At 68.2% G+C, this 26,492-nt stretch carries 27 protein-coding genes and 1 pseudogene; 13 read left to right on the top strand and 15 right to left on the bottom strand.

Translation table 11 applies throughout. From position 1 onward, the window contains the following. Nucleotides 1–19 precede the first annotated feature (19 nt). The gene (gene dnaN / locus ABD231_RS32525; RefSeq protein ID WP_344160630.1) at nt 20–1,165 is read right to left on the bottom strand and encodes a DNA polymerase III subunit beta; all 1,146 of its coding nucleotides are present in this window, start codon (nt 1,163–1,165) and stop codon (nt 20–22) included. A gap of 471 nt (nt 1,166–1,636) precedes the next feature. Then, complete coding sequence (gene dnaA, locus ABD231_RS32520; protein WP_344161686.1) at nt 1,637–3,238, bottom strand: chromosomal replication initiator protein DnaA; 1,602 nt, start codon at nt 3,236–3,238, stop codon at nt 1,637–1,639. 1,246 nt (nt 3,239–4,484) lie between these two features. Between dnaA and rpmH the strand changes: the two genes are divergently transcribed. The 8 genes and pseudogenes from rpmH to ABD231_RS32480 all read left to right on the top strand — a co-directional run bounded on the left by rpmH (nt 4,485) and on the right by ABD231_RS32480 (nt 10,338). Next, a complete protein-coding gene (gene rpmH / locus ABD231_RS32515; RefSeq protein ID WP_132165595.1) occupies nt 4,485–4,622 on the top strand; it encodes a 50S ribosomal protein L34 in 138 nt (45 codons plus the stop codon). Nucleotides 4,623–4,647: 25 nt separating this feature from the next. Continuing rightward, nucleotides 4,648–4,995: a ribonuclease P protein component gene (gene rnpA, locus ABD231_RS32510; RefSeq protein WP_344160627.1), complete on the top strand. Its 348-nt coding sequence runs from the start codon at nt 4,648–4,650 to the stop codon at nt 4,993–4,995. Then, the gene (gene yidD, locus ABD231_RS32505; protein WP_425554231.1) at nt 4,992–5,333 is read left to right on the top strand and encodes a membrane protein insertion efficiency factor YidD; all 342 of its coding nucleotides are present in this window, start codon (nt 4,992–4,994) and stop codon (nt 5,331–5,333) included. The genes rnpA and yidD overlap by 4 nt, the downstream gene beginning before the upstream one ends. A gap of 66 nt (nt 5,334–5,399) precedes the next feature. After that, nucleotides 5,400–6,320 (top strand): annotated as a pseudogene (gene yidC, locus ABD231_RS32500) (membrane protein insertase YidC); the annotation flags it as partial. A gap of 295 nt (nt 6,321–6,615) precedes the next feature. Next, nucleotides 6,616–7,125: a Jag family protein gene (locus ABD231_RS32495; RefSeq protein WP_344160621.1), complete on the top strand. Its 510-nt coding sequence runs from the start codon at nt 6,616–6,618 to the stop codon at nt 7,123–7,125. Then, nucleotides 7,122–7,796: a 16S rRNA (guanine(527)-N(7))-methyltransferase RsmG gene (gene rsmG, locus ABD231_RS32490; protein WP_344160618.1), complete on the top strand. Its 675-nt coding sequence runs from the start codon at nt 7,122–7,124 to the stop codon at nt 7,794–7,796. Before ABD231_RS32495 ends, rsmG begins: the two co-directional genes overlap by 4 nt. 644 nt (nt 7,797–8,440) lie before the next feature. Next, nucleotides 8,441–9,388, top strand: coding sequence for a ParA family protein (locus ABD231_RS32485; RefSeq protein WP_272948643.1), 948 nt, complete (start codon nt 8,441–8,443; stop codon nt 9,386–9,388). Continuing rightward, nucleotides 9,385–10,338 carry a ParB/RepB/Spo0J family partition protein gene (locus ABD231_RS32480; RefSeq protein WP_344160612.1) on the top strand — a complete coding sequence of 318 codons (954 nt, stop codon included), beginning with the start codon at nt 9,385–9,387 and terminating at the stop codon, nt 10,336–10,338. The genes ABD231_RS32485 and ABD231_RS32480 overlap by 4 nt, the downstream gene beginning before the upstream one ends. A 1,311-nt stretch (nt 10,339–11,649) precedes the next feature. On the opposite strand, the gene ABD231_RS32475 is transcribed toward ABD231_RS32480, so the two are convergent. From ABD231_RS32475 to ABD231_RS32455, 5 genes are all read right to left on the bottom strand, one after another. After that, a complete protein-coding gene (locus ABD231_RS32475; protein ID WP_344160609.1) occupies nt 11,650–12,066 on the bottom strand; it encodes a class I SAM-dependent methyltransferase in 417 nt (138 codons plus the stop codon). A gap of 381 nt (nt 12,067–12,447) precedes the next feature. Then, entirely contained in the window at nt 12,448–12,795 is a 348-nt protein-coding gene (locus ABD231_RS32470; RefSeq protein ID WP_344160606.1) for a DUF3817 domain-containing protein, read from the bottom strand. Continuing rightward, nucleotides 12,792–13,607: an SURF1 family protein gene (locus tag ABD231_RS32465; RefSeq protein WP_344160603.1), complete on the bottom strand. Its 816-nt coding sequence runs from the start codon at nt 13,605–13,607 to the stop codon at nt 12,792–12,794. The genes ABD231_RS32470 and ABD231_RS32465 overlap by 4 nt, the downstream gene beginning before the upstream one ends. A gap of 1 nt (nt 13,608) precedes the next feature. Next, nucleotides 13,609–14,556: a D-alanine--D-alanine ligase family protein gene (locus tag ABD231_RS32460; RefSeq protein WP_344160600.1), complete on the bottom strand. Its 948-nt coding sequence runs from the start codon at nt 14,554–14,556 to the stop codon at nt 13,609–13,611. A 132-nt stretch (nt 14,557–14,688) separates the two neighbouring features. Beyond that, entirely contained in the window at nt 14,689–15,999 is a 1,311-nt protein-coding gene (locus ABD231_RS32455) for an aminotransferase-like domain-containing protein (RefSeq protein ID WP_344160597.1), read from the bottom strand. A 134-nt stretch (nt 16,000–16,133) separates the two neighbouring features. Here ABD231_RS32455 and ABD231_RS32450 point away from each other — a divergent pair, with 134 nt between their 5' ends. From ABD231_RS32450 to ABD231_RS32435, 4 genes are read left to right on the top strand one after another with little or no spacing between them, the layout of a single operon-like run. Continuing rightward, nucleotides 16,134–16,322, top strand: a complete 189-nt coding sequence (locus tag ABD231_RS32450) for a hypothetical protein (protein ID WP_344160594.1) — start codon at nt 16,134–16,136, stop codon at nt 16,320–16,322. Between the two features lie 52 nt (nt 16,323–16,374). Beyond that, nucleotides 16,375–17,025 (top strand): GNAT family N-acetyltransferase, encoded by a 651-nt coding sequence (locus tag ABD231_RS32445; protein ID WP_344160591.1) that lies wholly within the window; start codon nt 16,375–16,377, stop codon nt 17,023–17,025. Nucleotide 17,026: 1 nt separating this feature from the next. Then, the gene (locus ABD231_RS32440; RefSeq protein ID WP_344160588.1) at nt 17,027–17,413 is read left to right on the top strand and encodes a DUF2784 domain-containing protein; all 387 of its coding nucleotides are present in this window, start codon (nt 17,027–17,029) and stop codon (nt 17,411–17,413) included. Nucleotides 17,414–17,443: 30 nt separating this feature from the next. Then, nucleotides 17,444–18,079, top strand: a complete 636-nt coding sequence (locus ABD231_RS32435; RefSeq protein ID WP_344160585.1) for a permease prefix domain 1-containing protein — start codon at nt 17,444–17,446, stop codon at nt 18,077–18,079. Here ABD231_RS32435 and ABD231_RS32430 read toward each other — a convergent pair. Together ABD231_RS32430 and ABD231_RS32425 are read right to left on the bottom strand one after the other, a co-directional pair. Further along, nucleotides 18,059–18,385 carry a PadR family transcriptional regulator gene (locus ABD231_RS32430; RefSeq protein ID WP_344160582.1) on the bottom strand — a complete coding sequence of 109 codons (327 nt, stop codon included), beginning with the start codon at nt 18,383–18,385 and terminating at the stop codon, nt 18,059–18,061. The two genes, ABD231_RS32435 and ABD231_RS32430, sit on opposite strands and share 21 nt — an antisense overlap. A gap of 9 nt (nt 18,386–18,394) precedes the next feature. Then, nucleotides 18,395–19,339 (bottom strand): DUF6528 family protein, encoded by a 945-nt coding sequence (locus ABD231_RS32425; protein WP_344160580.1) that lies wholly within the window; start codon nt 19,337–19,339, stop codon nt 18,395–18,397. Between the two features lie 92 nt (nt 19,340–19,431). Between ABD231_RS32425 and ABD231_RS32420 the strand changes: the two genes are divergently transcribed. Then, the gene (locus ABD231_RS32420) at nt 19,432–20,604 is read left to right on the top strand and encodes an FAD-dependent monooxygenase (protein WP_344160577.1); all 1,173 of its coding nucleotides are present in this window, start codon (nt 19,432–19,434) and stop codon (nt 20,602–20,604) included. On the opposite strand, the gene ABD231_RS32415 is transcribed toward ABD231_RS32420, so the two are convergent. From ABD231_RS32415 to ABD231_RS32390, 6 genes are all read right to left on the bottom strand, one after another. Beyond that, nucleotides 20,601–21,725, bottom strand: coding sequence for an N-acetylmuramoyl-L-alanine amidase (locus ABD231_RS32415; protein WP_344160574.1), 1,125 nt, complete (start codon nt 21,723–21,725; stop codon nt 20,601–20,603). The two genes, ABD231_RS32420 and ABD231_RS32415, sit on opposite strands and share 4 nt — an antisense overlap. 42 nt (nt 21,726–21,767) lie before the next feature. Beyond that, nucleotides 21,768–22,085: a thioredoxin gene (gene trxA, locus ABD231_RS32410; protein WP_202874891.1), complete on the bottom strand. Its 318-nt coding sequence runs from the start codon at nt 22,083–22,085 to the stop codon at nt 21,768–21,770. Nucleotides 22,086–22,127: 42 nt separating this feature from the next. Beyond that, nucleotides 22,128–23,114, bottom strand: a complete 987-nt coding sequence (gene trxB / locus ABD231_RS32405) for a thioredoxin-disulfide reductase (protein ID WP_344160569.1) — start codon at nt 23,112–23,114, stop codon at nt 22,128–22,130. A 117-nt stretch (nt 23,115–23,231) separates the two neighbouring features. Next, the gene (locus ABD231_RS32400) at nt 23,232–23,993 is read right to left on the bottom strand and encodes an anti-sigma factor (RefSeq protein WP_344160566.1); all 762 of its coding nucleotides are present in this window, start codon (nt 23,991–23,993) and stop codon (nt 23,232–23,234) included. 142 nt (nt 23,994–24,135) lie between these two features. Next, the gene (gene sigM, locus ABD231_RS32395; protein ID WP_344160563.1) at nt 24,136–24,810 is read right to left on the bottom strand and encodes an RNA polymerase sigma factor SigM; all 675 of its coding nucleotides are present in this window, start codon (nt 24,808–24,810) and stop codon (nt 24,136–24,138) included. Nucleotides 24,811–24,830: 20 nt separating this feature from the next. Beyond that, complete coding sequence (locus tag ABD231_RS32390) at nt 24,831–26,492, bottom strand: protein kinase family protein (RefSeq protein WP_344160560.1); 1,662 nt, start codon at nt 26,490–26,492, stop codon at nt 24,831–24,833.

Raw genomic sequence — 26,492 nt, 5'->3', positions numbered from 1 at the left:
CCCCTTGTTCTGTTGGCGTTCAGCTGTTCAGGCGGACCGGCATCAGCACGTACCGGAACTCGCTGATCGGGTCACCGTCGAAGTCTCGCACGCCGGTCAGCTCGGCCGGCTTGGTGGCCTGGGTGAAGGCCAGGTGGGCGACCGGCGTACCGATCGCGCCGAGGCCGTCGAGCAGGTACGTCGGGTTGAAGCCGACCGTGACCGGATCGCCGACGACCCGTGCCTCGATGGATTCCGAAGCCTGCGCCTCGTCACCGCTACCGGCGTCGAGCGTCACGCTGTCCTCGGCGAACGTCAGCCGGACCGGTGCGTTCCGCTCCGCGACCAGGGCGACGCGCTTGACGGCCTCGACCAGTACGGCGGTCTCGATCCGGACGCGAGTCGCGATCGCGGCGTCGGTCGGGATGATGCCGCGCACCTTCGGGAACTCACCGTCGAGCAACCGGGTGGTGGCCCGGCGATTGCCACCGGAGACCTCGCCCTCGAAGCCGACGATGCCGTCACCTGTCCCGGGCGCAGCCAGCGAGACCGTGACGTCGGAACCGGTCATTGCCTTCGCGGTCTCGGACAGCACGCGGGCCGGAACCAGCGCAGCGGCCGAGGCATCGGGGGACTCGGGGTTCCACTCGAGCTCACGGATCGCCAGCCGGTAGCGGTCGGTCGCGAGCAGCGAGATCGTGGATCCCTCGATCTCGACCCGCACACCGGTCAGCACCGGAAGCGTGTCCTCACGGCCGGCCGCAGTGACCACCTGCGAGACCGCCTGGGCGAAGACATCGGCCTTGATGGTGCCACTGGCCGCCGGAAGGTCCGGCAAAGCCGGATATTCCTCTGTGGGAAGCGTTTGGAGCGTGAACCGCGAGCTGCCACAGGTGACCTGTGCCTTGGCGCCGTCCACAGCGAAGTCCACCGGTTGGTTCGGAAGACTCTTGGAGATGTCGGCCACGAGCCGTCCGGAGATCAGGCACTTGCCGGCGTCCGCGACCTGCGCGGGCACGGTGACCCGGACCGAGGTCTCGTAGTCGAAGCCGGACAGGGTGATCTGTCCGTCCTCGGCCTCGACCAGCAGGCCGGCAAGGATCGGAACGCTCGGACGGCTGGGCAAGCTGCGCGCGGCCCAGGCCACCGACTCGGCCAGTACGTCGCGCTCGACGCGAAACTTCACCGCGGGGTGCCTCCTGATTCGGCTGGGTGCCAGGCAGATCCTGCCACGGACACGGGTGGTGTTCGCCCATCGGGGATGACGTGGCGCTTTCGGGCGGGTCGCGTCTGCATCGGTTGAAGGGGCCAGATTGATGATGCTGTCAGGTGCTGAAGGGACCAGCCTGACAGGTACCGGCAACCGATGCGAGTCGCGGCCTTCGAGCGGGTTTTCCCCAGGTTGGGCCGTTCGTTCAATTTGTGGACTCAGATTCCTCTACAGGTTCCATAAGGTTCTTAGCACCTGTGGATCCTGTGGGAAACCCGAGACTTCGCAGGTCAGACACCGAATTGGCCTGTGTACGCCGTGTGGACGGCCACCGCTTCGTCTGTGTACGGCCGTGGATGAACTTTTCTGTCCCCACAGGGCGTCCACAACACACACCGAGGTTTCCCACAGTTTTCCACAGCTGTGTCCCCAACCTGTGCGGTGTTTCTACTGCTGCTTCGCCTGGTGTTTGATCCGGTTCGTCAGCTCGGTCACCTGGTTGAAGACCGAGCGACGCTCCGACATCAGCTGGCGGATCTTCCGCTCCGCGTGCATCACGGTCGTGTGGTCGCGGCCGCCGAACTGCTGCCCGATCTTCGGCAGCGACAGGTCGGTCAGCTCGCGGCACAGGTACATGGCGATCTGACGCGCGGTCACCAGCACCCGGCTCCGGCTCGAACCGCAGAGGTCGTCGATCGACAGACCGAAGTACGAGGCCGTCTGGCCCATGATCATGCTGGCCGTCACCTCGGGCTTGCTGCCTTCGGGGATCAGGTCCTTCAGCACGATCTCGGCCAGGCTCAGATCGACCGGCTGCCGGTTCAGGCTGGCGAACGCGGTGACCCGGATCAGTGCGCCCTCGAGCTCACGGATGTTCGTCTGCACCTTCGACGCGATGAACTCGAGCACCTCGGGCGGCGCGGTCAGCCGCTCGGTGGCCGCCTTCTTCCGCAGGATCGCGATCCGGGTTTCGAGGTCGGGCGGCTGGATGTCGGTGATGAGCCCCCACTCGAACCGGTTCCGCAGCCGGTCCTCCAGCGCCTCGAGACGTTTCGGCGCGCGGTCGGAGCTGATCACGATCTGCTTGTTCGCGTTGTGGAGGGTATTGAAGGTGTGGAAGAACTCTTCCTGGGTCTGGATCTTGCCCTCGAGGAACTGGATGTCGTCGATCAGCAGTACGTCGACATCGCGGTACCGGCGCTGGAACTGGGACGCCTTGTCGTCGCGGATCGCGTTGATGAAGTCGTTGGTGAACTCTTCACTCGACACGTAGCGGACGCGGGCCCCGGTGTAGAGGCTGCGGACGTAGTGGCCGATCGCGTGCAAGAGGTGGGTCTTGCCCAGACCGGAGTCGCCGTAGATGAGTTGCGGGTTGTACGCCTTGCCCGGCGCCTCGGCGACTGCGACAGCGGCCGCGTGCGCGAAGCGGTTCGAGCTACCGATGACGAAGGTCTCGAAGGTGTACTTCGGATTCAGCCGTGCTTCGCCCTGCGCCTCGGTGGCCGGCTGGGCCGGCGCAGGTGCACCGGGAGGCCGACTGTCCGGGCCGGACTGGTGACCGAACGGCTGCTGCGCCGGCTGGGCGAACGGCTGGTTCGGCTGCGGGGCGTACTGCTGGGCAGCGGGCTGCTGCTGCTCGTACGGCGGTGCCTGATCCGGTCGCGGCTGCGGAGTCGGCTGCGCGTAGTGCTGCTGGTTGCCCTGGTCGGGATCGGTCAGCGCGGACTGAATGGTCGGCTGGTACGAACCCTCGGTCCGCAACGGCTCGCGAACGACCGGTGGTGCGGGCGGTGCCTGCGGCTGGAGCTCGGGGTCGAGGGACGGGTCGACGGTGACGGCGATCCGGATGTCCCGGCCGAAGCTCTCGGACAGGATCCGCTCGAGGTCGGGCCGCAGCCGGGTCTCGAGCTGACCGCGGGTGAAGTCGTCGGGTACGGCGACGATCGCAGTGCTCTCATGGAGCGTGACCGGGCGCGAGTTGGTCAGCCAGGCCCGCTGGTTCGGCGGCAGGCCGGCCAGCACTCGGGTCCAGGCGTCGCCGAGGTCCATCACGGGTGCAACCGCTTCGGTGCGAACGGGCACCTCGACCCGCGGTGCGGCGGTGGGGTCGCTTGCGATGGTGCTTTCGGCCTCTGCACGTCCATCACCCTCGTTCCGCCTCGGTCCGGGGACCGGTCCACCGCTGACACCCCAGTCGGGTGCCGTGTTCGGTGTCGCGCCAGGTGTTGCACTTGCTACCTGCTCGGGCGCCGGCTCAGGTGCCCGCTCGATCAGTTGCTCAGGTACCCGCTCGGGGGCTGGTTCCACCGGAATCGGCTCGGGCTCGGGGTCCGGGTGGTGCTGGTCGCTGCTCCAGCTCGCGGTCTGATCAGTACGCCAGCCCGCGCCCGCGACAGACGGTGCGGGTGCGAAGTACGACGTACTGGTCGGCTGCTCCGGCAGTGCCGGGGTCTCCTCGACTGGCCGATAGCGCGGGGCCAGTGGTTCGGGCATCGGGATCGGCAGCGAGGGACTGAGGTGGGTCTCCGGTTCGGGCCGGCGCGGAGCCGGCGGCGGGACCAGGAAGTCGAGCTGATCGGGAGTCGGGGCCGGCGGAAGCTCGGAGCGGAAGTCGGTGGTGGGCTCGGGGCGCAGGTCGGCGCTCGTCGTACCGGGCTGTTCGTCGATGCTGAGGCTGTACCGGTTCAGCGGCGGTTCGCCGTCACCGCGGTACTTGTCCTCAGGTTGGTCCACTCCTGTGTACTCCGCCGCCGTGTACTCCGTACCGGCGGAATGGTCCTCGACCACGCGTTGCTCCCCGAATTCATCGCTGCGGTGGCCGGTGCCCTCCGGACTGCTCCGGGTGGCGCGACCTTGGACCCGGCACCGCGCTGTCCACACGGTTGTCCACAGTTGTGAACGACGGCTGGTTCGGGTTGGTTACCGATTGCGGAGTGCGGGACCTCTGGTGTGAGGGGCTGACGCTAACAAGTCTGCCCACGCTGCTTCAAGCCGTCATCCACAGGCTATGGACCCCAAATTGGGGGCAACTTGCGGCGTGTCGGGTAGACGCCGGAGCGTAGTCGTGGTGCGTGGTTGCAGTTCGTGATCAGTCTGATCACTGTGTGACAGGGCAGGCTTCCGGGCTTCGTCCACTACTCTGTCCACAGGGCCTGTGGATAATTCTGGGGATACCTGGTTTGACCTGTCCACAGGCGTCCACGTACCGTGGATCGGTCGGTGTTGAACCGGCCCTTTCGTGCTGCGCTCGCAAGCGTCGCATCCATTGAGTTCTCGAGTAACCGGAGTCATTCCAGTGAGCAAGCGGACGTTCCAGCCGAACAACCGTCGCCGGCACAAGAAGCACGGCTTCCGTCTTCGGATGCGCACCCGTGCGGGCCGCGCCATCATCGCCGCCCGTCGTAACAAGGGCCGTCAGCGCCTCGCGGCCTGAGCGACCCGTCGACGGTGACCACCCCGTGTTGCCTGCGTCGAACCGGTTACACCGGTCCGACGACTTCCGTCGCGCCGTCCGTGCTGGACGGCGAGCCGGTCGGCGCGCGGTGGTGGTCCATTTGCTGTCCCCGGACGGCGTCCGGTCTGAGCCCGCTCGCGTCGGATTCGTGGTGAACAAGGCGGTGGGCAACGCGGTTCTCCGGAACCGGGTCCACCGCCGCCTGCGCGCCGTACTGGCCGCGCGGCTTCCCGATCTGCCGCCGGGCAGTCTGACCGTTGTCCGCGCCCTTCCGTCGTCCGCCTCGGCGTCGTACGACGAACTGGTCGCGGATGTCGACGGCGCGTTGAGCCGGTTGTCGGGCCGGCGATGAGGTTCACCGCCGTACTGAGGAATCCTGCGCTGCGTAATCCAGTGCGGGCAGGGATCATCGGTTTTCTCAAGTTGTACCGGCTGCTGATCAGCCCGCTCTATGGGCAGGTGTGTAGGTTCTACCCAAGTTGTTCGGCGTACGCCCTGCAGGCGGTCGAACGCCACGGTGCGGTGCGCGGTAGCTGGCTGGCGGCGAGGAGACTCGCCCGCTGCCACCCGTGGAACCCCGGCGGCTACGACCCCGTTCCACCCAAAGATGTCGACCACCGCGGAGAGACTGTCTCCGCCGATCAGCTCGGTCCGTCGGCGGACGCCGGGCCTGTGCAGCGAGGTGCTTGAGTGATTGATCTGGTTGTCCCCCAGTTCGCCCTGTGGGACGGGATCGTAGACGTTTTCAACGCCGTCATGACGCCGCTGTACTGGGCGGTCTCGGCACTGCTGGTCGGGTGGCACTGGCTGCTCTCCCAGGTGTTCGACAAGGACAGCGGCTGGGCGTGGGCGCTGTCGATCGCGGGTCTGACGATCGTCATCCGGACTCTGCTGATCCCGCTGTTCGTGCGGCAGATCCGCTCCAGCCGGAACATGCAGCTGCTGCAGCCCAAGATGAAGGAGCTGCAGAAGAAGTACGGCCACGACCGGGAGAAGCTCGGTCAGGAAATGATGAAGCTGTACAAGGACACGGGCACCAACCCGTTCTCCTCGTGCCTGCCGCTGCTGCTCCAGTCGCCGATCTTCCTGGCCCTGTTCCGGGTGCTGGACTACGCCTCGAAGGGCAACGTCCACTCCGAGATCATGCGGCCGTACGTCAGCTCGCTGCAGCACGCGAAGATCTTCGGTGCGGAGATCTCGCAGACCTTCCTGAAGGCGAACGGCCCGGGCGCGACCAACGTCAAGGCCGTCGCCATCGTGCTGATCATCCTGATGACCGCGACGATGTTCATCACCCAGCTGCAGCTGATGCGCAAGAACATGCCGAAGGAGGCCCTCGAGGGCCAGGCGGCGCAGATGCAGAAGATCATGCTCTACGTCTTCCCGATCTTCTTCCTGATCGGTGGCTTCAACTTCCCGATCGGTGTGCTCATCTACTGGTTCGTCTCGAACCTGTGGACGATGGGCCAGCAGTTCTACGTGATCCGCCGCAACCCGGCCCCGGGCACTCCGGCGTACGACGCCATGGAGGCCCGCAAGCGTGAGCACAACAAGCGCGCCGGCCGTCCGGCCGACGAGGGCCTGGCCGGTGCCGGCGACGAGAGCGGCGACACCCTGACCGACCGTCGCCCCGCGCAGCGCCAGCAGCCGAAGCGTCAGTCGCGCAGCGACCGGAAGACCGGCCCTGCTGCTGAGCCGACCGCTGCGGCGAACGGTCAGACCTCGAAGCCCGCGCAGCAGGACGCTGCCAACAAGCCTCAGGCCAATGCTGCGAAGAAGCAGCCGGCCGGCAAGAAGGGATCGGGTGCCAAGCGCCAGCCCGCGGCGAAGACCGCCGCGCAGCGCCGGGCCGCCCAGAAGAAGCCAGGCGGTTCGCGCTGACCGCGCCTGCCGCTGACCTTCTTGCTGTGCCCTTGTTGCGATTGACCCTGGGTCCCCGTGGGGCGGGCCTCGACATGATGAAGGAGTTGCCGTGACCGACGGCCTGGAGAACACCGAGACGGCGAAGCCGACCGCCGTGGACCGACTGAAGGCCCTGGAGGCGGAGAGCGACATCGCCGCCGACTACCTCGAGGAACTGCTCGACATCGCCGACCTGGACGGCGACATCGATATGGACATCGACGGCGATCGGGCCGCGGTCTCGATCGTCGGCGCGGACCTGAAGAACCTGGTCGGCGAGAACGGCAAGGTCCTGGAGGCGCTCCAGGAGCTGACCCGGCTGGCCGTCTACCGCGAGACCGGTGAGCGGTCGCGGCTGATGCTCGACGTCTCGAACTACCGGGCGAACCGGAAGGCCGAGCTGGAGGAGGTCGGCCGCAAGGCCGTCGACGAGGTGAAGGCCTCCGGTACGTCGGTCCGTCTCGACCCGATGACGCCGTTCGAGCGCAAGGTCGTGCACGACGTCGTCGCGGCCGCCGGCCTGACCAGCGAGTCCGAGGGCGAGGAGCCCCGCCGCCGAGTGGTCGTCCAACCCGCATGACCGAAGATTCCGTTTCACGTGAAACGCCGCCGCTCGTGGAGAAGCTTTTTCCGCGGGCGGCGGCGCCGCTTGCGGCCTATGCCGAACTGCTCGCCACTGAAGGAACGCTGCGCGGCTTGATCGGTCCGCGCGAGGTACCGCGTCTGTGGGACCGGCACCTCTTGAACTGTGCGGTGCTCGAACGACTGATCCCTGAGGGGGCCTCGGTCGCTGACGTCGGTACCGGCGCCGGTCTGCCCGGCATCGTGCTCGCGATCGTCCGCCCCGATCTGCAGGTCGATCTCGTCGAGCCGCTGCTGCGACGGACCACCTTCCTCGAGGAAGCGGTCGACGCGCTGAACCTCGACAACACGACGGTGGTCCGGGCTCGCGCCGAGGATCTGCCACCCGCGTCGTACGACGTGGTGACTTCGAGGGCGGTTGCTCCGTTGGGCAAACTGGCGGGATGGTGCCTGCCGTTGTGCGCCGAGGGAGGACTGATGCTGGCGATGAAGGGATCGTCCGCGGAGGAAGAACTCGAGGCCTCCGAGCGCGAACTTTCGGCGCTGGGTGCGGAGCTTTGGCACATTCATCAACTCGGCACGGATGAACTGGCCCAGCCGACGACTGTGGTGAGTATTGTGGCCGGACGTGCTGCAGGGGGTTCCCGGCGCGGAGGACGCAGGAGGTGAGTGGGTTGGTGAGTCGTGCCCTCGGGTGGCCCGAGAAGAGCACCGGGGAGCCGGGCAAGTCACAAGGCATCGGCTGGCCGACCGACCCCTCACCGACCGACCCCGCCCCGGCGGACGTCCTCGTCGCCGACACCATCCCTGAAGCCGCTCAGGTCGCCGAGGCTGTTCCCACGGAGCCGACCTCCACAGAGGCGACCTCCACAGAGGCGACCCCCGCAGAGTCGGCCTTCATGGAGCCGGGGCGCACGGAGTCGGCCTTCCTGGAGATGGCACCCGCGGATGCGCCGCCCACAGTGTCAGCGCCGGCCGCGGCTGCCAGCTTTCCGCCAGTTGCTGATGGATCGGCTCTTCGGGCCGCCGCAGCAAGTGGTCTCGATCTCACTCCGCCGTCGACACCCGATCCCGTTTCACGTGAAACGGAGAGTTCGGGAGATGATGGTGTTTCACGTGAAACGGCGTCCCTGGTCGATGCCGACACTGACCTTTCCGAGTCTCCACCGCCTGTGGATGACGACCGCACGAAACTGCCCTCTTACGCGGGGATTCGTCCACAGAGGCCTGTGGATGAAGCTGGGGGCAGACCCGCACCAACCCCCACTGACATCCTCTTCGGGCCAAGTCCCGCACCTATTGGAATGGGCGCTATGACTGCCGCACAGATCGCCGCGCGGGCCACGTCGGACGAGCTTCAGCGACGACTTCTCGAGACTCCGATCGCCGCCGCCACCGAACGGACCCTGCTGGTGAATGAAGGACGCACTATGGGCCGCGAGTTCCCGCTGCCCGCCGAGACCCGGGTCTTCGTCGTCGCCAACCAGAAGGGCGGCGTCGGCAAGACCACCACGACGGTGAACGTCGCCGCCGGCCTGGCGCTGTACGGCGCCCGGATCCTGGTGATCGACCTCGACCCGCAGGGCAACGCCTCCACGGCGCTGGGGATCGATCACTCCGAGGGAACCCCCGGGGTCTACGAGGCGATCATCGAGAACGAGCCACTGGGCAAACTGCTCCAGCCGTGCGCCGAGCACCCGGGCATCCAGGTGATCCCGGCGACCATCGATCTGGCCGGTGCCGAGATCGAGCTCGTCAGCATCGTGGCCCGGGAGAGTCGGCTGAAGCGCGTCCTGGACGCGCACCTGGCCGAGACCGAGGCCGCCGGCGAGAAGTACGACTACGTCTTCATCGACTGCCCGCCGTCGCTGGGCCTGCTGACGGTCAACGCGCTGACCGCGGCCCGCGAGGTCCTGGTTCCGATCCAGAGCGAGTACTACGCGCTCGAGGGTCTGTCCCAGCTGCTTCGCCACATCGACATGGTGAAGTCCCACCTGAACCCGGGCCTGGACGTCTCCACGATCCTGCTCACCATGTACGACGCCCGCACCAAGCTCGCCGGTGAGGTCGCCGCCGAGGTCCGCGGGCACTTCCGGGACGCCGTACTGCGCACCGCTGTTCCGCGCTCGGTGCGGATCTCGGAGGCACCGAGCCACGGCCAGACCGTGCTCGCCTACGACCCGGCCTCGGCCGGCGCACTGTCGTACCTCGAGGCGTCGCGCGAGATCGCCATGCGGAACAACCTCGAGGGAGCCCGATGAACACCCGACTCGGCCGCGGCCTGGGTGCGCTGATTCCCAGCAATCCCACGCCCGGTACTCCGCAGACGCTCGGCACCAAGTCCCACTCGATCCCCGGCGCACCGCCGGTGACGAAGCCCGGGCCCGAGCTGGCCGCCGTACCCGGCGCCGAGTTCGCGGAGATCGACGTCGAGAAGATCACCCCGAACCCGAAGCAGCCGCGCTCGGTCTTCGACGAAGAAGCGATGGACGAGCTCGTCCACTCCGTGAAGGAGATCGGCCTGCTGCAGCCGATCGTCGTCCGCCGGCTCGACGGCGACAAGTACGAACTCGTCATGGGGGAGCGCCGCTGGCGCGCCACCCAGGCCGCGGGCCTGACCACGATCCCAGCGATCGTGCGCGACACCTCCGACGACGTCATGCTCCGCGACGCGCTGCTCGAGAACCTGCACCGCAGCCAACTGAACCCCCTCGAAGAGGCAGCCGCCTACCAGCAAATGCTCGACGACTTCGGCTGCACCCAGGAAGTCCTCGCCACCCGCATCGGCCGTTCGCGCCCACAGATCTCCAACACGCTTCGCTTGCTGAAGCTCCCCGCAGGCGTCCAGCGCCGAGTCGCTGCCGGCGTCCTGTCCGCCGGCCACGCACGTGCACTCCTCGGCCTGCCCAGCGGCGACGCCATCGAGCGCCTAGCCCAACGCATCGTCGCCGAAGGCCTATCGGTCCGCACAGTAGAAGAGATCGTCGCCCTAGGCGACATGAACGGCGACGACCCCACCCCCGCCCGCCGCCGCAACAAGCCGGTGGCACCTCGCCTGGTCGACCTGGCAGATCGCCTGTCCGACCGCTTCGAGACCCGAGTAAAAGTCGACCTAGGCAAGACCAAGGGAAAGATCACCGTCGAGTTCGCCTCCATCGACGACCTAGAACGCATCGTCACCCTGATGGACCCGAACAAGCACACCGACTAGTCCACCCCACGCACCAGCCGACCCAGTCGGCCGGCGCGTGCCGAGCAGCCGCCCCAAACCGCAGCACTCGACGCCGAGGGCCGACAGGACGCCTCGGCCGACCACCGTCGGTCAGCCGCATGCAGAGCAGCCGCTCGAAGCTCCAACACCCGATACCGCGGGCCTACCCGACGCCTTGGCGGCCACCGTCGGTCTGCGGCGTGCTGAGTAGCTGCTCGCAGCCGAGGCACCCCGACGCTGAGCCCAGCCTCACGCACCAGCCGACCCCAGTCCGCTGGCGCGTGCCAAGCAGCCGCCCCAAGCGCCAACACCCGAGCCGAGAGCCTGCCCGTCGCCACAGCCGACCACCGCGGCCAGCCAAGTGCGGGAGTAGCTGCTCCAAACGTCAACACCCGGGGACGAGGCACTCTCGCCGCCCCAGCCGACCACGGCCGGCCAGCCGCCTGCTGAGCAGCCGCACCAACCACCGACACCGCAGCCAAAGGCCCACCCGGCGCCGACGGCCTACTGGACGCCGCGGCCGACCACCGCGGCCAGCCAAGTGCGGGGTAGCTACTCCAAGCATCAACCGGCGCCGAAGACCCATCCGACGCCTCAGCCGACCAAAGTCGGCCAGCCGCACGCCGAGCGGCCGCTCCGAGCCGCAACACCCATGCCAGATACCTACCCCGTCCACAGGCCCACTCGACCCCACAGGCCGACTCAACCCGCGGCCCGACGAGCGCGGTCGAGCAGGATCGTGCCGTCGCCTGACGCGCGCAGCTCGAGACCACCATCGTCGGGCAGGCGGTTCGCGTCGCAAGGGCGGTCGGGGATGAGTGCAATCTGCGGCCGAGCTGCATGCGCGACCCGCGACACGACTCGTCGAGTGGGATCACTGGGGGGCGAAGGGTGTCGGCCGCGAGGGCGGCGGGGTCGTGCTGTCGCGGGCGACCGGGCGACCGAGCGACCGAGCGACCGAGCGACCAGGTGATGGAGCGATCGGGTGGTCGGGTGACGACTGAGTGGGCGACCGAGCGCCTGGCCGAGTGGGACTGTCGGTACGTCGACGGGTGGTGGGCGGGGCGGCGGCTGTGCGGGGGTCTTGCTTGGGCGTGCTGGGGTGGCGTCTGTGGGCGACTGCTGGTCGGCGGGGTCATTTGCGAGTGGAGCGATTCGGGTGGTTCGCGGGGGCTGGAATTCCTCTGGGAGGTTGATTTTGCGGGGCGGGGTGGGGGTGTAGGTTCTGGTGAGGGATCTGGTTGAGCGCTGAGGATCGTGCTCCCAGAGGAATATCGGCGTCTACTGAGAACGGTAGATATGTCGACAAAGTTACTTGATGACACGCGGCGTGGTTCCACGTGAAACATTGCGGGTTGCTCGGATGAGGTAGGTCGCCGGGAGGTGGGCGGCGGGGGCGCCTGGGCCGTCGTGCATGTCGGGGACTGGGGACTCGGTGGACTTGGTGCGGGCGAGGTCGATGGCGACTTCGGAGATGTCGACGCCGGTGACGGAGGCGCCGAGGTTGGCCCAGGAGAGGGCGGTGTCGCCGCAGGAGCAGGCGAGCTGGAGGATGCGGCGGCCGGTGACATCACCGGCGGTGGCTATCTCGTCAGCGCCGAGCGCCGAGCCGCCGGCGGCGAAGAAGGCGGCGGGCTGGCCGGGGCGGTCGCCGTGGATCGCGTTCAGCTGCCCGGTTGGCCGCAGTGATCGCGTGAAGCCGACCGGGCAAATGCGACGTGGCCGCACGAGGCGAACCGGTCACGTCTGCGGTTCCCACCTGAGGTGGACCGGGTGCGTCCGCGGCTACCGCACGGTCGGGCACATGTGCGGTGATCTCATGAGGCTGACCGGGTGCGTCTGTCGTGATCTCATGAGGCGGACCGGGTGCATCCCCGGTGACCGCACGGCCGAGCTCGCTTGCGGTGACTTCATGAGGCCGGCCGGGTGCGCCTGCGGTGGCCGCCTGAGGCGGGTCGGGGGCTTCTGGGGAGGGGCCTGGCTGGGCTTGTTGCGGTGACTTCACGCGGGCGGCAGGGCGCGCTTGTCGTGGGACCGGTGGGGCGGTCGGGGGTGTCTGCGGGGTTCATGCTCCGACGGTAGGAGGGGAGCGTGAAGTGCGCAGGGGGTTTAGCGGCCCTGGAGTTCGTGGGTGGTTTTGCGTTCGGCGTAGAAGCTGAGGAAGGGGATGGTGCCGGCTACGGCCATCAGGACGAGGCGGGGGAGGGTCCAGCGGACTCGGCGGAAGAGGTCGAAGGTGGCCAGCAGGTAGACCACGAAGAGGAAGCCGTGCAGGGGGCCAATGACGTTCATGGCGGCGGGGTTGTCGGCCAGGTACTTCAGGGGCATGGCGACGAACAGGAGCAGCAACAGCATCACGCCGACGATGTAGGCGATCACCCGGTAGCGGGTCAGCGCGCCGCGGACGGCGGGGGTGAGCTGCGGGGTGGCGGTGGCGGGGTCCGCGGGTGAAGTCACGCTGAAACGGTACCGCTCGACGCCACGGACTCGGTCGGCCGGTCCTGGTCGGGGAGGTCCTCGTCGTCCTCGGTTGAACCGCGGTGTGCGTCGAGGACCATGCGGGCCCACATCCACAGGGTGAAGGCGGCGAAGATCCACCACTGGAAGGCGTACGCCACATTGCGCAGACCGGCGTGATCGGTCGGGGGAGCAGGCGGGGTGACTGCCGCCGGCGCCGGTGCCGGGACGGTCCCCGACTCGAGCGAGGTCTGTACGACGAAGGCGTCGTACAGGCGGTAGTTGACCATGTGCACGAGCGTGGGGATCCGCAGCGACGAGAGCACTCGTCCGCGAGCCGCATCACCGGATGAGTCGGCGGCCTCGGAAGCGACCACCGAACCGGACAACTGCACCGGACCGGTCGGCGCCACGGCGGCGGGGTCGTTCACCGACGCCACCCAACCGCGGACGACCATCACCGCGCCGCTGTCGAGCTTCACCGGGCTGACTACCCAGAAGCCGTTTTGCGAGCCGTTCCGCCGGTCGGTGATGAAGACCTGATCTGCGGCTGGACCCCAAGTGCCGGCGACCGTCACGCGCCGACCAACAGCCTTCGCCGGTAGTCCCTCGTCAACGGAGAACAGCGACTGCAGCGGGATCGGTGCTGCCAGCGCCTGCTTGGCCGTGGCCTCAGCGGTCTTCGACCGGTACACGTCGAGCTGCCACACACCGAGGACGGACATCACGCCGGCGATCGCGAGGGCGAGCAGCAGCAACGCGGTCCAGCGCGGCGAGAGCGCCGTCCGCCAGAGCGGTCGATCCGGGTTCATCTCAACGAGCCGCGGCCGCAGCCAAGAGATCGCGGCAGAGCACACCGAGCTCGATGCCGGCAGCCTCGGCGGCGAGCGGGACCAGCGAGGTCTCCGTCATCCCCGGCGCCACGTTGACCTCCAGGAACCACGGCACACCGTCCGCGTCGACCACGAGGTCCGACCGCGACAGGTCCCGCAGCCCGAGCGCGACGTGCGCCGTCACTGCGGCAGCCGCGCACGCACCCGCAACATCAGCAGGCACCCGAGCCGGTACGACGAACTCCGTCGCCCCCGCCGTGTACCGCGCCTCGTAGTCGTAGAAGCCCGAGTCCGGGACGATCTCGACGGCAGGCAGCGCACGCGGTCCGTCGCCGACGTCGACCACGGTCACCGCGACCTCGATGCCGTCGATGTACCGCTCGATCAGTGCGACCGGCCCGTACGCGTAGCAATTCACCATCGCCGACGGCAGCTCCTCAGCGGAGCGCACGATCGATGCACCGAGCGCCGAACCACCGCGGGCCGGCTTCACGACGAGCGGCAGGCCGATCTGGTGGACGACCGCTTCCATCAACGCGCTGGCACCCAGTTCGCGGAAGGTGTCGTGGCCGAGGACGACCGACTCCGGCGTGTACAGCCCGGCCTTGCCGACCATGGTCGACGCGACCGGCTTGTCGAAAGCGGTCCGGCACGCGGCCGCGTCGGCGCCCACGTACGGAACGCCGTACAGGTCGAGGACCTGGCGCAGGGCGCCATCCTCACCGGTCACGCCGTGCAGGACGGGGAAGATCGCATCCGGGGTGTCCTCGCGGAGGCGGTCGACCAGGGTCGAGTCGACATCCCGCTGCTCGACCTCGACACCTACGCTGCGCAGGGCTTCGGCGACGCGGCGGCCCGAACGCAGCGAGACGTCCCGCTCATGCGACAGTCCGCCGGCCAGTACCAGCACTCGACCCAGATCACTCATCACACATTTCCCGATCACTCGAAGGCGACATCCGGCGGGCGCCGGTCCCGAGGCCCACTGAGACGGTACCGCTAGCGAATCAACGATCTCCCGTCGCCCGGAGATCCATAGCGAAACCTTTGCCCGGAAGGGCTAACTGAGCTCCGGCCCCGGCGCCTCGTAGCCGTGGCTCGCTCCTGGCTGCAGCGGACCGAACGTCTGCCGCAGCTCCAGCTCCTCGTTGATCACCGCGGCCAGTCGCGACACACCTTCGGTGATCCGCTCCGGCGTCGGATGACAGTACGACAGGCGCATGCACTGGGAGCCGAAACCGTCGGCGAAGAAGGCCGTCCCGGGGACGTAGGCGACCCGCGCGGTCACCGCCCGCGGCAGCATCGCCTTCGCGTCCAGACCCTCCGGCAACGTCAGCCAGACGTAGAAGCCACCACCGGGCCTCGTCCAGGTCGTTGCCGCAGGCATCTTCTCGGTCAGGGCCGCGAGCATCGCGTCCCGGCGCTCGCGGTACATCTCGCGGAACTGTTTCACCTGGCCGAGCCAGTCGTGCCTGCTCAGGTACGACGAGATGGCCAGCTGACTGAACACCGGCGGACACAGGGTCGCCGATTCCTGAGCCAGCACGAGCTTCTCCCGCACCGCATGCGGTGCGACCACCCACCCGACCCGGAAGCCCGGCGCGAAGGTCTTCGAGAACGAGCCGAGGTAGATGACACCCTCGCGGTCCTCGGCGCGCAACGCACGCTGCGGCTCACCGTCGAAGCCGAGCAGACCGTACGGGTTGTCCTCGAGGATCAGCAGGTTCGCCCGCTGACAGATCTCCAGCACCCGGGCCCGCCGCTCGTCGGACAGCGAAACTCCGGCCGGGTTGTGGAAGTTCGGAATCGTGTAGAAGAACTTGATCTTCTTGCCGGCCGCGCGGACCGTCTCGATCGCCTGCTCGAGCGCCTCCGGTACGACGCCGTTGTCGTCCATCGCGACGTGGACGACCTCGCACTGGTACGCGCGGAAGACGCCGAGCGCGCCGACGTACGACGGCGCTTCGCAGATCACCACGTCACCCGGATCGCAGAACACCCGCGTCACCAGGTCGACGGCCTGTTGGCTGCCGACCGTCACGCAGACGTCGTCGGGGTGGGCCTCGATGCCCTCCAGCCGCATCACGTCGCAGATCTGGTCCCGCAGCCCGGGATCGCCCTGGCCGGAGCCGTACTGCATCGCGACCGCGCCGTTGTCGATCACCAGGTCGTGGACCGCGCTGCCGACCACGTCGAGCGGCAGGCCGGCGATGTTCGGCATCCCGCCGGCCAGTGAGACCACTTCGGGCCGGCTCGCGACCGAGAACAGTGCGCGGATCTCCGATGCGGTCATGCCCTTGGTCCGTGCTGCGTACCGGTCGACATAGTTGTCGAGACGGGTCTGCCGGACATCGGGCACGTCAGCGCTCACGGAGCCACTCCACAAAGGTCTACGAGGGGAAGGTCACCAGGCTAACCCCGATAGCCCGAACGCGCCTGGGCTGTGGAACGGCGCGACCTCTCACTACCATGCCTTATAGGGGCAGTACGGCGGAAGGTGGACGTATGAGCGTGGGCAAGGCAGCCGGCTGGACAGTGGGCGGGCTGCTGTTGGGTGTACTGGCCGGATTCGCCGGTGAGCTGTTCCGGCGGCAACCGGCTGCGAAGGTGCAGCAACGCTACGTCGCCCCCCGGGCGGCAGAGACCCCGGACGTGCGGCCACCGGCCCCCGCTCCGGCCGAGGCCACCCGCTAAGGCGACGGACACTCAACGTGACGAACGTAACAGTCCGCAATCCGGTGACCTGATGACCCGCCGGCTGGAACCGCTGACTCTCGCCACGCTCGGCGAGCTGCCTGTGCCATGCCGTGACTGTGTGTTCTGGGAGCTCGATCCGGTGGCCGCGAAGCAAGCGGGCCGCAACGGTGACACCGCGCTGGAGAAGGAAGCGTGGCTGTCCCAGCTGCTGCTCGACTGGGGACCGGCCGGGGTGGTGCTGTTCGTCGACGACGAGCTCGCCGGTTTCGCGGTCTACGCCCCGGCGGCGTACCTGCCACGGATCCAGGCGTTCCCGACCGCGCCGGTCAGCCCGGACGCCGTCGTACTGGCGACCGGGCGCATCCTGCCGCGGTATCTCGGGATGGGCCTCGGCAAGGTGCTCGTCCAGGCGGTTGCCAAGGACGTGCTCAAGCGCGGCTTCCGGGCGGTCGAGGCGTTCGGGGACTCGCGGTGGCAGGGACCTGGCTGTGTCTGGCCGACCGACTTCCTGCGTGCCGTCGGATTCGCGGTCGTCCGTGAGCACCCGCGGAATCCGAGGCTGCGTCTTGATCTGCGGTCGGCGATTACCTGGCGCAGTGAGATGGAGGCAGCGGTCGAGCGCCTGATGGGCGCGATCCGGCCGGAGCCGACGCCGCCGGTGACCGTCCGGGAGTCCACACCGCCGGCCCGGACGCACTGACATGCAGTGGCGCCTCCTGGCCGACGTGATGCTGGTTCTGCACGCCGCCTTCCTGCTGTTCTTCGTCCTCGGCGGCTTCCTCGCGTGGCGATGGCCGAAGGTGGTGTGGTGGCATCTCGCGGTTGCGGTCTGGAGCCTGGCCATCGTGCTGATCGACTACGACTGTCCGCTGACCGGCGCCGAGAAGTACTTCCTCCGCCGCGGTGGTGAGGACGTGTACGCCGGCGGCTACATCAACCACTACCTCGACGGCACGATCTGGCCCGAGGGTTCCACGCCGGTCGCGGAGAAGGTCGGCTTCGCGCTGATCGTCATCTCGTACGTCGGCTTCTTCGTCCTGCGCGGCCGGCGGCGGTCGAGGGTCGGTTCAGTGAAATCCCCGACGTGAAGAACCCTCACCTGACGGACAATGAGGAACGTGTCCACGTCTGTCGATGACTACCTGGTGGGTCTGACCAAGGCCCTGCCCGGCCCGCGCCGCAAGCGGGCCGACCTGCTCGCCGAAGCGCGCGACCACTTGATCGATGCCACCGAGGCGTTCGAGGCTGAAGGACTCGACCGTACGGCGGCCGAACAGGCGGCGACCGCGGATTTCGGTGACCTGTCCGACGTGGTCCCGGCGTACCGGGAAGAGCTGTCGGTCGCGCAGAGCCTCAACACCGCGGCGCTGCTGCTCGGCGTGCTGATGCTGCAGCCACTGGTCTGGCAGCCCGGTATGTGGGGCTGGAACCAGGACGTCGTCGGACCGAGTGAGCTGAGCGTGGTGCTCGGGCACCTGGTGCGCTGGGTGGGTGCCGCCGCGATCGCAGGCGCGGTGCTCGCGGTGCTGGCCACAAGCTTCGGTCAGCGATTCGCTCCGGTACGGCGGCACGGCAGCCACCTGACCGCGGTGTTCGCGATGGTGAGTGCCGTGGTCGTGAGTCTGGGCGGGCTGTCGATGACGATCGAGTCGGGGAACACGTCCGGGCACCTCGACCTGCTCCCGGTCACTGCCTTCGTCCTCGCGCCCCTGTTCCTGGTCGCGCTGCAGTCGCTACGCCTCGTTCGGGCGTAGGACGCCTTCCACCACGGTCCGGAACGTCAACCACTCTTCCTTGCCAGAGGCAAGCATCTTCTGGCCGGCCGAGGTCAGTTGGTAAGTGCGCCGCTTCCGGCCGCCGACCGTCTGCCACTCGCTGGCCAGGTAGCCGGCGCGCTCCAGCCGGCGCAGTGCCGGGTACAGCGTGCCGGTCGGCAGGTCGAGCGCGCCGCCGCTGCGTTCGAGCAGCGCCTCCATGATCGCGTAGCCGTGCAGCGGGTCGTGCTCGACGACCGCCAGGATCATCGGGTCCAGGTGCCCACGCAGAACATCCGCTTTCATGTAGGCAGTCTACTCATACCGCGAACTCCACACACGGGCCTTGTAGATCTCGGCCCCAGGAATCGTCCGGTTCGCCGCCGGTACGGCGAAATTGACCGTGTCGGTGCACCAACCGGTCCGGCACCCGGCCTTCGGAGTGGTCCGGACCTGCTGCGCGTTCGGCATGCTGCTGACGCTCTTGATCCCCGGCTGGTCGAACGTCGCCACGATGGAGGCGCTCGACTTGCTCACCTGGTAGACCTTCGAGCCGGTCGAGACCCAGAGCCGGTCGTGGTCCTCGAGCACCGGCGTGAGGTCGTGGCCGCCGGCGGTCAGCCCGGGGACCGTCGACACTTCGCTCAGCGTGGGTGCGGCCGGCGTACCGGTGATCTTGAGCGCGAGGAGCTTGCTGCCACCCAGCACCCAGAGCACTTGCCGCACCGGATCCCACTGCACGCCATGCGCGTCGGGCAGTGGAAAGCTGGCGTAGGTCGCGGACGACGAGCCTTGCGAAGCGGTGTAGACGCGGATGAAGCCGCCGTTGCTGGCGGCAACGGCCACGTTCCCGTCGGGGAGCAGTTCGACGCTGTGCGGGTTGTTGGCCGATCCGACGTTGACCGCCCACAGTCGCTGTCCGCTCGGATAGCCGATCAGGGCAGCCAGTCCGCGAGAGTCGGACACCACGGCCACATACGCGTCGGCCTTCATCCGCAGCTTCACGTCGGTCGGCAATCCCCAGGCGCCGGTCAGGCCGGAGAAGCCGTTGGCGCTGGTCGGTGACCACGTCCACTTCTGGGCGGCCGCCGTACCCCAGTTCGCCACGGCCGGATCCATCAACCGGATCCGAGCCGCCGACGGGGTGTCGTAGTTCTGGTCGGTGACGGCCACCAGGCGACCGGCCTCCGCGGCCTGCGCAGGTGGAGTCGCGGTGAGGAGTGCGGCCAGGACACAGAAACTGCCGAGCAGGCGGAACATGGCAACCCCCAGGTCGAAATGTCATCACCAACGCTAGCGGGGTCGTTGCCTTGTCAGGCGAGTGACAGGTGTGTCGGTGTTGGATAGGCAGCATGAGCCCGCAACGTGTCCTGATCGTCGGCGCGAGTATCGCCGGTCCCGCCCTCGCCTGGTGGCTGCACCGGTACGGCTTCGAGGTGACAGTCGTCGAGCGCGCGCCCGCGCTCCGGCCCGGCGGCTACAAGATCGACATCCGCGGTGCCGCGATCGACGTGGTCGAGCAGATGGGTCTGAAGGAACGGCTCGAGGGAATGGCGACCGACATGCAGTTCATGTCGTTCGTGAACCGCGCCGGCCGCCGATTGGTCGACGTACCGTCGGATCTGTTCATGGGCCGCGGTGAAGCGGACCTCGAGGTGATGCGCGGTGACCTCAGCCAGATCCTGTACGACGAGACGCGGGCGAACGTCGATTATCGATTCGGCGACACGATCGCCGAGCTGGATCCGGTCACTGGCGGGGTGAGCTTCGAACGGGCCGAACCGCAGACCTTCGACCTGGTGATCGGCGCGGACGGACTCAACTCGACGGTACGGCGGCAGGTGTTCGGTGGCGACGTGGTCCGCGATCTCAACCACGTGGTGTCGATCGCGACCGTGCCCAATCACCTCGAGCTGGATCGATGGGAGCTCGTCTACTCGGTTCCCGGCCGCACGGTGAACCTCTACAGCACCGGCCGCGACGCCGACGCGAAAGCACTCTTCCTCTTCGGCACCGACCAGAAGTACGAGGGCCGCGAGCAGCAGCTCGAGATTCTCAACACGACCTTCCGCGGCGCGGGCTGGGAGACCGACCGGCTCCTCGATGCGGTCGCGGTGGCCGACGACTTCTACTTCGACACCGTCAGCCAGGTCGAGCTCGACCGGTACGCCGTCGATCGGGTCAGCCTGGTCGGCGACGCGGCGTACTGTCCGTCCTTCGCCTCCGGCCAAGGCACCAGCCTCGCCCTGGTCGGCGCCTACACCCTCGCCGGCGAGCTGTCGCAATCCGCGCCGGCCACCGCCTTCGCAACCTACGAACGCCTGATGCGCCCCTACGTCGCCCGCAACCTGAAACTCGGCCGCGACAACCTCGGCCGGATGATCTCCAAGAGCGCGCTGCAAAGCTGGGCAGGCGCGATGATGCTGCGCGTCCTCCCCAAACTACCGATGAAGGACGCCCTCGTCGCCAAAATCACCCAGCCGATCCACGACGCGGCGCGGGCAATCGAGCTGCCGGCGTACTAGACGGTCAGCTGACCGAAGCGGAGCATGCCGGTGGCGGCGTCTTGCTCCGGCGGGAGGTAGACGCGCTGGATTGCGACCACGATGGCCTCGGCGACCACGTCGCGGAAGGCTGCGTCGGCGAGGCGGGCCGAGTCGTGGGGGTTGGTGACATAGCCGATTTCCAGCCGGACCGCGGGCATCTTGGTGCGGCGCAGCAGATCCCAGGTCTTGGCGTGGGTGCGGCAGTTCAGCAGGTCGGTGCGGGCGACGATCTCGCGCTGGACGAGCCCGGCGAACTGCTCGCCGACGCTCGACGAAGCGCCGTGCAGGTCGTTGCCGTAGAAGTAGGTGGCGACGCCCTGGGCGTCGGGGTTCGCGGAGCCGTCGGTGTGCAGCGAGACGCACAGGTTCGCGTCCGTCTCGTTCGCGAACGCAGCCCGGGCCAGCTCGTCAGGCCCCTGGTCGCGGCCGCGCGACAAATACGCCCGTACGCCGGTTGCTCCCAGCCGGCCCTCGATCCGCGCGGCCAGGTCGTAGGCGATGTCGGACTCGCGCAGCCCGAAGCCCTCCCAGCCGTAGTCGAAACCGCCGTGGCCCGGGTCGATCACCACGGTCTTGCCGGACAACCGCGGTCCGGCAGCGCGCACGGCCTCCGAAGCACGTAGCGCGTCCGGCCGACCGCCGGTCGCCATCGGCTTGATCCGCTGCAGCGCCTTGAACGTCGACGGGCCACACGTCCCATCCGCGGGCAGGCCCATGTTGCGCTGGAACTCGGTCACCGCGCGCTGGGTGTCCGGTCCGAAGATGCCGTCGATCCGGGCGACGGCGAACCCGAGCTCCTGCAGCTTCGCCTGCAAGGCCAGTACGTCGTCCCCGGTCAGTGGGTGCGAGACGACGTACGTCAGCAGGCGGTCACCCAGCCGCCAGCGTGCGTCGTCGATCGCGCGATAGGTCTGCGGGCCGACGATCCCGTCGATCATCAGCCCGCGTTGCTGCTGGAAGCCCCGGACAGCGTGCGCGGTCGCTTCGTCATAGACGTCATGACCGCCGGTCAGCAGCCCCAGTCGCTGGAGCTTGCCGATGATTTCGGCGACTGCCTCACCGGTGTCGCCGATTCTGTACACGCCGTGCGGGCCTTCCATACATCACTCCTAGCCGTGGCGGACGGTGTCCTACCTACAGAATCACGCCGTGAAGTCGGCGAGCTCCTTCAGCAGTGCCGCCTTCGGCTTGGCGCCGACGATGGACTTCGCGAGCTCACCGTTCACGTAGACGTTGATGGTAGGGATACCGGTAACACGGTAGTTGCTCGGGGTGACCGGGTTCTCGTCGACGTTCATCTTCAGGAACGTCAACTTGTCCCCGTGGTCCTGGTTGAGCTCCTCCAGGATCGGCGAGACCTGGCGGCACGGACCGCACCACTCGGCCCAGAAGTCGACCAGGACCGGCTTGTCGCTCTTCAGCACGGTCTGGTCGAACTCGGCGTCGGTGACGGCGTTCATCTTCTCGCCCACGGCGATATCTCCTTCAGGTGGTTGTGAGGTTCAGACGGTGACGGACTCGGTGGCGGCAGCCGCTGCCACGGTGTGCTCGAACTCGAGGCTGGCCAGGAAGCGCTCCGCGTCCAGGGCCGCGGCACAGCCGCTGCCGGCCGCGGTGATCGCCTGACGGTAGGTGTGGTCGACCAGGTCACCGGCCGCGAACACACCCGGCTGGTTGGTCTCCGTGCTGCCCTCGCGAGTCAGTACGTACCCTTCCTCGTCGAGCCGAATCTGACCGTGGATCAGCTCCGAGCGCGGGTCGTGACCGATCGCGATGAACAGGCCGGTGATCGGCAGCTCACGGGTCTCGCCGGTCTCGGTGTCCCGCAGGACCACGCCGGTCAGCTTCTCGTCGCCCTGGATCTCGGCGACCTCGGAGTTCCAGGCGAAGTCGATCTTGTCGTTCGCGAACGCGCGCTCGGCCATGATCTTCGAGGCGCGCAGCTCACCACGACGGTGGACCAGCGTCACCTTCGACGCGAACCGGGTCAGGAAGGTCGCCTCCTCGATGGCGGAGTCACCGCCACCGACGACCGCGATCTCCTGCTGCCGGAAGAAGAAGCCGTCACAGGTCGCACACCACGAGACGCCGTGGCCCGACATCCGGTCCTCGTGCTCGAGACCGAGCTTGCGGTAGCCCGAACCCATCGCCAGGATCACCGAACGCGCCTGATGGACGGTGCCGGCCGAGTCGGTGACCGACTTGATCTCACCGGTCAGGTCCATCGCGACGATGTCGTCGGCGACCAGCTCAGCGCCGAAGCGCTCCGCCTGGGTGCGCATCTCGTCCATCAGCGCCGGGCCCATGATGCCCTGCGCGAAACCGGGGAAGTTCTCCACCTCGGTGGTGTTCATCAGCGCACCGCCGGCGGTGACCGAACCCTCGAAGACCAACGGCTCCAGCTGCGCACGCGCGGCGTACACGGCGGCCGTGTAGCCGGCCGGGCCGGAGCCCACGATGATGACGTTGCGAACTACAGAGTCGGTCATACAGGCGTTCCTCGAATCGTTGAGACGGGTACGTCGTACTCAACGGATCCTTGAGGCCGACCATTCCCACGGTACCGATTGCCGGAGGCTAACGCCGCCGTGGCCCACCAGAAGCGGTCAGCGATTGCGCAGCGTCACCGAGGTGTCGTAGATCGACGTACCGGTGCCGCCGCCGTCACACCCGGTCAGCACATAGACCTGGATGTCACGCGGTGAGCCGCCCTCCAGACCCACCACCGTCGCGCGCGCACCGTCGACCTTGGCGGGCTGAACCAGCCGGACCTGCGGGTTCGGGCGGGTGGAGGCGAAGGTCCGGGCGCAACTGAGCTCGGCTTCAGTGCCGTTCAGCAGCGGAGTGCTGCTGTTCTCCAGCCACTTCTGCACCTGCGGAGCGATCTGCGACGTGCTCAGCGAGACCACGCCGGTGGGCAGGATCGCGGTCGGGTTCGTGTTCGCCGCGTTCTCGGCAGCGCGGTCCTTGGTCGCCATCACGACGCCGACACCGATCGCCGCGATCAGTACGACGGCCGCCGCCGCACCGAACAGCTTGGGCATGTGCCGGTGCGGTTCCTCGCGGATCTGAGCCAGCGAGTGCACGCCGACCGTCGACGCCCGCATCACAGCCTCGGAACTGATCACCGCGTCCAGGTGCTCGGCGACATCGGCCGGCATCGGAATGTCCGTCCGGCCCTCGTCCGCGAGGTCCTCGGAGAGCTCCAGCAGCGCGTCATAGGTGAACTGACAGTCGGGACACGCTTTCACATGCTCACGAGCGCTGTGCGCCTCGGCGGCGGGCAGCAGGTTCTCGAGCAGGTCGGCAATCGTGTCGGTGTCGAGGTGCTCGAGATGTTCGCTGGTCGGCAGACCGGACTCGGTCATCGTGAACTCGCCCCCAGACGGGACGTGCCCCGAGAGGCGCGCGTGGTGGTCATCGGTGGAGTACTCCGGTCGAAGACGTCGGCAATCGGGCCGCCAGAGTCGGGGCGTACCCCAGGCGACTCCGCTACGACGGCCTGGCCGCTCATTCGGTTCCCCCGATTTCGGCAGCAGTTTTCTCCGGTACGTCGGAGTCGCCACCGCGCGTAGTTTGCCAGTGCCGCAGCAGCGGCAGCAGGCGAGCCCGGCCCCGGGCACAGCGTGATTTCACCGTCCCCGGCGCGCAGCCCAGGATCGCGGCCGCCTCCTCGATCGAGTAGCCCTCCATGTCGACCAGTACGAGCGCGCTGCGCTGGTCGGAGTTGATCTGCTTGAGCGCGTTCAGGACGTCGAGCCGGCGCTCGCGCACCTCGGCGGCGTCCTCCTCGACCGGTCCGGCCAGCTCGGCCGCGCGGTCCTCGTCCTCCGGCAGCGGGTCGGCCTGGCGGACCTGCCGGCGGCGGATCCGGTCCAGACAGGCGTTCACCACGATCCGGTGCAGCCAGGTGGTCACCTTCGCGTCACCGCGGAACGAGTCGGCCCGGCGGAACGCCGAGATGAACGCCTCCTGCAACGCGTCGGCCGCTTCCTCGGGCTCGCCGAGGGTCCGGATCGCGACCGCCCACATCCGGTCCCGGTGCCGCTTGACCAGGAACCCGAAGGTGTCCGGGTTGCCGGCCACGTGCAGCCGGAGCAGCTCGTGGTCGTCCAGCTGGTCGTACCCGACCGGGCCGGCCGGGTGGACGGGTTCGTCGACGCCGATCCGGGGGAGCTGATTCATCCCCGAATCCAGGTGAGCGGTCATTTCTGGATCGAGACCTCCGCGATCGTGCCGCGATACTTGCTGCCGCTCTCCTTGGGGATCTTCGTCAGCCAGACCATCACGTACTGCGTCTCGGTCGGTGCCGACGGAGTCAGCGTGACCGCACCCTCGGGCTGGTCCTCCTCGGTGGCGATCGGCTCCCAGCCGTTCACCGCCGACGGCGACTTGGTCTTGTCGTCACCCTTCGGCACCCGGAGCTCCAGGCTGGTCCCGTCACCGACGAGCGTGACGATCACCTTCGAGATCGGGGTCGGTTCGCCGAGGTTGTAGACGATGCCCACACCCGGCTTCTGACCGCCGAAGTTCGGCTTGTTGTTGTACGACTGGGTCTCCCAGACCGTGCTGGTCTTGCCGTCGTAGGTCTTCGGGACGTCCTCCGGGTGCTCCTCGCCGTTACCGGCGGGCTCCGGGTCGAAGTCCTTCGCGCTGACGATCTTGGCGGCCGCTCCGGTCGCCGACGGCTTGCTGCTGGCCGACGGGGTGGTCTTGGTACCGGTGCCGGGGTCGTCGGTCTGGTCGTTGTTCATCGCGCCCTTGAGCAGGAACTGCGCCATCGCGACCACCGAGAGCAACGCCAGGATGGCGAGCAGGATCAGGATCCGGCCGCCCCACGAGCCCTTCCGCTTCGGCTCGTCGGCGCGACGGCGGCCCCCGCCGTTCCCGTTCGACGGCGGCGGGGTCTGCCGGCGGGCGGGTCGCGCTTCGGCCGGGGCGTACGCCGCCGTTTCGGCGTGACCGTTGGAGGACTGGTACGCCGGTGGTGTCGGGTCGAGCGCGGGCGGTGGCGCCTGCGGGACGACCTGGGTGGCGTCGTCGATGCTGCCGTTCTGCCGGGCGACCTGGACGGTCTCGTCCATCTGGTTCGGTGGCTCGTGTGAGCTGCCGACGACTCCGGACAGCGCTGCGGACAGGCCGGCGGCGCTGGTGATCGGCGGCGCGTGGTGCCGCGGCGGATCGGCCAGCAGCCGGTCGCTGATGTCGTCCAGCGAGCGCGGTACGCCGGCCCGCACCTGGCGCGGGCTCATCAGCCGGCCGTGCTCTACCGGTGCCGGCTGCAGACCCCAGGCCGGGGCCGCACCGGGCCAGCGGCCGGTCAGCGAGGCGTAGAGCAGCTCACCGAGGTTGTAGACGTCTTGTTCGGCCGAGCCCGGACCGGCGGACCGCAGCGCGGCCTCGGTCGCCAGGCCGACGACCTTGATCGCCCCAGCGTCGGTGACGACGACCGTTGACGGGCTGATCGAGCCGTGCGCGTGACCGGTCCGGTGCAGGTTCTCCAGCGCCTCGGACACCTCGCGGGCCAGCCAGCCGGCCTGCTGGCCGGTCAGCGGTCCGCTGGCCAGCATCCGCTCCAGCGGACGACCGCCGGCCCACTCACGCACGCAGTACGTGACGCCTTCGAACATGTCGCAGTCCAGCACCCGCAGGAAGCGTGGATCGGCCGCTGCGGCGGCCCGCCGCGCGGCGTCGAAGAGCAGGTTGGTCCGCGGGTCGCCGACCGGCAGGACATCGACGACGACCGCCCGGCTGAGCACCTCGTCGACGGCTCGCCACACCCGTGCACCGTCGATCTCCGCGAGTAGCTCGGCGATCCGGTACCGCCCGGCGAGCAGTGCACCAGGACTGACGGTCTGGTTCGACAC

It is taken from the genome of Kribbella yunnanensis (assembly GCF_039529655.1).
GTDB classification, from domain to species: domain Bacteria; phylum Actinomycetota; class Actinomycetes; order Propionibacteriales; family Kribbellaceae; genus Kribbella; species Kribbella yunnanensis.
The sequence above is the reverse complement of the archived record's forward strand: the minus strand, read 5'-3'. Positions and strand labels throughout refer to the sequence as shown.